This is a genomic window from Bradyrhizobium sp. LB14.3 (assembly GCF_040547985.1).
GTDB lineage: Bacteria > Pseudomonadota > Alphaproteobacteria > Rhizobiales > Xanthobacteraceae > Bradyrhizobium.
In genome coordinates, this window is record NZ_JBEPQT010000088.1 from 1 (window position 1) to 1,692 (window position 1,692).

A 1,692-nucleotide genomic window follows, 5' to 3' on the forward strand; every position below is an offset into this window, starting at 1 on the left:
GGCACGGTTAACGACGTGCTGAAGGCGATCGACCTTGCCACCGGCGTGCAGACCGCGACGATCAACGCCAGCGGCGTTGCTGCGCTTACGACTGCAACCGGCCAGACCAACTCGTCGATCAACGCATCTGGTCAGCTCAAGATCTCGACCGGCGTCAATGCCGACCTCTCGATCACGGGCACCGGCAATGCGCTGAACGGGCTCGGCTTTGCCGGCAACACCGGCACCGCGAGCGCCTTCACCGCGGCGCGGACCTCGGGCGTCGGCGGCATCAGCGGCAAGTCTTTGACCTTCTCCGCCTTCAACGGCGGCACGGCGGTCAATGTCACCTTCGGCGACGGCACCAACGGCACCGTCAAGACGCTCGATCAGCTCAACACGAAGCTTCAGGCCAACAACCTGACCGCGACGATCGACGCCAACGGCCTGCTGACGGTCTCGACCACCAACGACTACGCGTCCTCGACCATCGGATCGAGCGCCGCAGGTGGTTCGATCGGCGGCACGCTCACTTCGGCGCTGACCTTCTCGACGGCTTCCAGCCCCATCCAGGACACGGTTGCCCAGACGTCGCGTTCGAACCTGGTGTCTCAGTACAACAACATCCTGAACCAGATCGACACGACCTCGCAGGACTCCTCGTTCAACGGCGTCAATTTGTTGAACGGCGACCAGCTCAAGCTGGTGTTCGACGAGACCGGCAAGTCGAACCTCAGCATCACCGGCGTGACCTACAACTCCAAGGGTCTCGGCCTCGCTGCGTTGACCAGCGGTGTCGACTTCATCGACAACTCCGCGACCAACAAGGTGCTGTCGAACCTGAACGCCGCGTCGAGCACACTGCGCTCGGAAGCGTCGAGCCTCGGTTCGAACCTCTCGGTGGTGCAGGTTCGTCAGGACTTCAACAAGAGCCTGATCAACGTGCTGCAGACCGGTTCGTCCAACCTGACCCTGGCCGACACCAACACCGAAGCCGCCAACAGCCAGGCGCTGTCGACCCGCCAGTCGATCGCGGTCTCCGCGCTGTCGCTGGCCAACCAGTCGCAGCAGAGCGTGCTCCAGCTGCTCCGCTAACAAGCGGAAGACATCGCAAGCAAGATCCGGCGGCGGGGCTTCGGCTCCGCCGCTTTCTTTTTGCGACGGCATCAGAGTGCCGCTCGGCGAAGCGGAGACGATGCATTCGGATGCAGCCGATCGCTCACTCTGAGTTATGGTTGACAAGTCGCAAACGCCGGGTCGCTGCATGAAAAAGCGTCATCCTATCATGGCGATATGGGAGAGCCCGATCCGGCTCCGATCGCGCATATGGTGAATCCGCGCAGGGATTGGAGCGACACGCTTCATGCTTTGTTAGCCGTCTATGTTCACCGTCCCGGCATCGATTAATCCTAATCGAAGTTTGTTGCGTTGCGTACCAGAAGGGTAACACTCAATGTCCGGTATCGTTCTCTCCTCGTCAGTTCGTCAGAACCTGCTCTCCCTCCAGTCCACCGCTGATCTTCTCGCCACCACGCAGAGCCGTCTGTCGACCGGCAAGAGCGTCAACTCGGCCCTGGACAATCCCACCAACTTTTTCACCGCGCAGTCGCTCGACAATCGCGCCAGCGACATCAACAATCTGCTCGACGGCATCGCCAACGGCGTGCAGGTGCTGCAGGCTGCCAACACCGGCATCACCTCGCTGCAGAAGCT

At 61.5% G+C, this 1,692-nt stretch carries 2 protein-coding genes; both read left to right on the forward strand.

What is annotated here, in order from left to right; all coding sequences use genetic code 11:
* Window positions 1–1,074 (forward strand): DUF1522 domain-containing protein (locus ABIB00_RS38945; RefSeq protein ID WP_354108005.1); only part of this gene is annotated, 1,074 nt, incomplete at its 5' end.
* 358 nt (window positions 1,075–1,432) lie between these two features.
* The coding region (locus tag ABIB00_RS38950; protein ID WP_502917969.1) for a flagellin N-terminal helical domain-containing protein at window positions 1,433–1,692 on the forward strand (260 nt) is incomplete at its 3' end.